This is a genomic window from Acidiplasma aeolicum (genome assembly GCF_001402945.1).
Classification (GTDB): Archaea; Thermoplasmatota; Thermoplasmata; order Thermoplasmatales; family Thermoplasmataceae; genus Acidiplasma; species Acidiplasma aeolicum.
The window spans coordinates 1-4,190 of the sequence record NZ_LKBG01000029.1 but is presented as its reverse complement, the minus strand read 5'-3'; the positions used below and the strand labels follow the sequence as shown (position 1 = coordinate 4,190).

The 4,190-nt window shown below is 36.3% G+C and carries 5 protein-coding genes; 1 reads left to right on the top strand and 4 read right to left on the bottom strand.

The window, feature by feature from the left end; translation table 11 throughout:
- Window positions 1-156: 156 nt before the first annotated feature.
- A complete protein-coding gene (rnz, locus tag AOG54_RS01225) occupies window positions 157-1,089 on the top strand; it encodes a ribonuclease Z (protein WP_055032291.1) in 933 nt (310 codons plus the stop codon).
- Here rnz and AOG54_RS01220 read toward each other — a convergent pair.
- The 4 genes from AOG54_RS01220 to AOG54_RS01205 all read right to left on the bottom strand — a co-directional run.
- On the bottom strand, window positions 1,073-1,495 hold the full coding sequence (locus AOG54_RS01220; RefSeq protein WP_055032290.1) for a hypothetical protein: 423 nt from the start codon (window positions 1,493-1,495) through the stop codon (window positions 1,073-1,075). The two genes, rnz and AOG54_RS01220, sit on opposite strands and share 17 nt — an antisense overlap.
- Window positions 1,496-1,530: 35 nt before the next feature.
- On the bottom strand, window positions 1,531-2,739 hold the full coding sequence (locus AOG54_RS01215; RefSeq protein WP_054963884.1) for a 2,3-bisphosphoglycerate-independent phosphoglycerate mutase: 1,209 nt from the start codon (window positions 2,737-2,739) through the stop codon (window positions 1,531-1,533).
- Between the two features lie 22 nt (window positions 2,740-2,761).
- Window positions 2,762-3,304: a 2'-5' RNA ligase family protein gene (locus AOG54_RS01210; RefSeq protein WP_048102478.1), complete on the bottom strand. Its 543-nt coding sequence runs from the start codon at window positions 3,302-3,304 to the stop codon at window positions 2,762-2,764.
- 5 nt (window positions 3,305-3,309) lie between these two features.
- Window positions 3,310-4,190: fumarylacetoacetate hydrolase family protein (locus AOG54_RS01205; RefSeq protein WP_084795451.1), on the bottom strand; the 881-nt coding region annotated here is incomplete at its 5' end.

Here is a 4,190-nt window from a genome sequence, read left to right as displayed (position 1 = left end):
AAAACAACCATTGGTGCCTTGGTTCCGAGCTTAACATTAATGTACTCATATTTTTTCCCCTTAATATTTACCTCCTGATCTATCATGAATTATAAATATAAATGTAATATAATTAATTTATGAAATGTAATATATTAATTTTGCATAGCCATTTTTATGGCATCAAATATTAAAATAACATTCCTTGGCACAGGTGGCTCATTACCAAAACCGGGAAGGGCACTGCCTGCCGTTGCAGTCCACATTGATGATGTCCTTAACCTATTTGACTGCGGTGAGGGCACACAGAAGCAGATTATGAAGAGTTCTATTTCGTACATGGATATTAAAAACATATTTATTACCCATTTTCATGGGGACCATTTTCTGGGGCTTGCCGGCCTAATAAATACAATGTCATTCAGTGGAAGGGAAAATGACCTTAATATCTATGGCCCGCCCGGTGCAATATATTTTGTTAAAAAGATAATAGACCTTGGTTATTATTCATTGAATTTTAATATAAAAATTACGGAATTGGATTATGGAAAAACATATGACCTTGGAAAATTTTTACTAAGGACATTAAAAAGCGATCATCCCGTACCTGCAATATCATATTCCATTGAGGAGAAGGATGCATATAAAATTGATAGAAATCTGGTGGATAAAATAAATTTTCCGGTGAATAAACTTGAGGAGCTAAGATCACTCGGAAGGCTGGAAATAAACAACAAAATTTTCAAAATAGAGGATGTTTCACTGGGCATAAAAAAGGGAAGAAAAATAGTTTACAGCGGGGATACCAGACCGTTAAATTCCATGGTTGAATTTGCCAAAAATGCAGATGTTTTAATCCACGATTCAACAATGGATTCATCCATGGAGCCCATGGTAAATGAATACGGCCACACATCATCCAGACAGGCTGCGGAAATAGCAAGGGATGCAAATGTGAAAAAATTATATTTATTCCATTACAGCGCAAGGTACAATGATCTTAAAATTCTTCTTAATGATGCATTAAGCGTGTTCCCAAGAACATATTTGAGCACAGAATTAATGGATGTGGATGTTCCAAAGGATACAGAGGTTATTCCCCTGCATTAGATTCTACAAATTCCTTTATTCTTTTTAATGCATTTTCTGCACCTGATTCAAAATGACCCTGCAACCTTCGTGAAAATAGGATTAATGATGGGCCAAGCTTGATATTCCATTCCGTTGTAAGTATGCTCTTATTTCCATCGTATTTAATTGTATTTTTTGTATATCCTGTAAATGGGCCCTTAATGTAATTCTGTATAAATATGAAGCTATTCCTGTCAAATTCAAAGGTGCTAACAGCCCTTGATGGGAATGCAAATTTTACATCATACCTGTTTTCACCTATTTTATTTATTTCCCTTGTTCCATGCCAGAAATCAGGAATTCTTGGGATATCTGTAATTACCTTATATATAACATCCGGTTTTGAATTTATCTCTATTGACCTTGCAAATTTTAATTCCTTCATAATTGTAAATAAGGTTAATATTTTAAACTTTTGTTTTATGCACCGTATTTTTCTGACCTATCTGAATATGAAAGGAGCAATGGCATAATGTCAAGGCTTGTAATTTTATAATATCCAAGGGATACGCTTGCCTCATCAAATGTTTTAACATAATCCCTGGTTATTCCTGATGTTGATATTAATATCGGCACAGGATCGCCGGTATGATCGCCAAAACTGCATGGTGTGCTATGGTCACCTGTTACCGCTATTACTGTTGTATCCAGAAGTTTTTTAAGCCCCTCCATGGCACGATCAGTTTTTTCAATTACCTCCCTTTTAAGCTCGGGCTTTCTGTCATGGCCGGCAATATCTGTGCCCTTAATATTTACAAGGACAAAATCATGTGTTTTCAGGGCATCCACGGCAGCTGATATTACATTTTCATAATTTGTATCGGTTCTGCCTGTCATTCCCGAAACATTAAGAATGTCAAATCCTGCCATTCTTGCTATTCCCCTTATCAATGGTGTGCCTGAAACACATGCGGCCTTTAAACCATAAAGCTTTTCAAAGGATGGCATTTCTGGAAGTTTACCTGCGCCACGGATCATTATCTCATTTGCAGGCTTCTCTCCATTCTGAATCCTCTTCTTGTTAACCTCGTGGTTATTTAATATCTCTCTTGATCTAATAAGAAATTTATTGATAACACTGGATGTAAATTCCGCCTCCGGTGACAGTGGTTTTGTAAGCATAATATCAGAATTTATTGCATGCGGATCTGTTTCACTGACCCTATCAGAAAGGTTTGGCCCGCGGATAACCAGTGCTGCGCGATGCTCCACACCAGATTTTATTATAAATTTAACACCGTCTATCTCAGTTTCAAGGGACCTTGAAAGCTCTGTGGTATCCTTTATACGCCCTGCACGGCGGTCTGTTACCCTTCCATTTTCCACCGATGCAAAGTTTGCCCTAAATGCAACATCCCCCGGCTGAAGGTCTATGCCTAGACCAAGTGCCTCGAATGGACCGCGGCCCGTGTAATATTCCCTTGGATTATAACCAAGTATTGATAAATGCGATGTATCCGATCCGCTTCTGATGCCAAAACCTACTGGGGACATTAAACCGGTAACTCCATTATCTGCAAGGTAATCCAGATTTGGCTTAAATGCAGCCTGAAGTGCAGTTTTATTGCCAAGGGCCCTGTTAGGCCTGTCACCAAGTCCATCCAGTATTATTAATAAAATCTTTTTCATAATTCAGAATGCCATTGAATAATTAAAATTTATCATTGAAATAAACCCTTTTGAAATTCCAGCGCTTTTCCATTGAGGACCTTCTTCCAATAAGAATATGATCAATTTTTTCCTCATAATCCAGTTTAAAATTTTTATATTTTTCAAGTATTTTATTTAGTTCGTCATCGTGTATGTTTTTCCTGGCTATGCTTAAATGTGGAACAAACTCTGATGAATTAATTACATTATCCTTTAAAGCATTATTAATCAGATCATGGAGTCTCCTAAATTCATATGGATAAATTACTTTAAGATAAACAATATAAAAAATTCTGCCGTTTTTTTCCCTCTGAAAATAATCAAGCCCATCGAAGCCTATGTTAAAAGCCTTTATATTTTTGCAGACATTATACACTTTATCCATGTCAAGATGCCTGTAATCCTTTAAATATGCAAGTGTTATATGCACGCCCTTATTGCTTAATGTGCCTATGTAACCGTATTCATTGCTAATTCTTTTCTTTAATAATGTTACCCTGCGCCTTGTTTTTAATCCAGGCTTTACTATTAATGTATAATACATAATTTTTATTCCACAAATCTGTTTTTTAATTCCCCTATTTTATCGATTTTTACAGTAACGTTATCACCCGGCTTTATCCAGATTCTTTTATCCTCTGGCATGCCAAGTATCACGCCTGACGGTGTTCCCGTAGATATTACATCCCCGGGCATTAACGTTATGTATTTTGATATATAGCTGATAAGCTCATCCACGGGGTGTATCATGTAATCAGTGGATGAGTTCTGCCTCAGATCAGTATTAAGATAGGTCTGTATTCTTAAATCCTGAGGATCCGGAATTTCATCCGCAGTAACAATGTATGGCCCATTGGGGAAGAAGCCATCAAAGCTCTTGCCTATAAACCACTGGCCATTCAAAAATTGCATTTTCCTCGAGCTTACATCATTTGCAATAAAATAGCCAAAAACATGGTCAAGTGCATCCCTTTTTGAAACATCCCTGGCCTTTTTTCCAATCATAACACCAAGCTCACCCTCGTAATCAACATTCATGTTTTTTAATATCCTTACCCTGCTGTTATTTCCTGTTAATGAATTATTTGATTTTAAAAATAAGACAGGGTCATCAAACGATTTCTCCCGTGTTTCATCAATATGTGTTTTATAATTGAGCCCTATGCATATAATGTTTGAGGATTTATCAACTGCTGATTCAAATGAATAATCATATGATTCGAATTCATTAATGTTCTCAATTTTTTTAAAATCCTCACGGTCAAGGTCCTTTATGGCCTGCTTTTTTACCCCAAAATTATCAGCCAGTGCGATTTTATTACCATTGAAAAGCGCAATATGCCTTTTATTATCTATGCTTACTATGCCAAGCCTCATGCATATAATGTTTGAGGATTTATCAACTGCTGATTCAAATGAATAATCATATG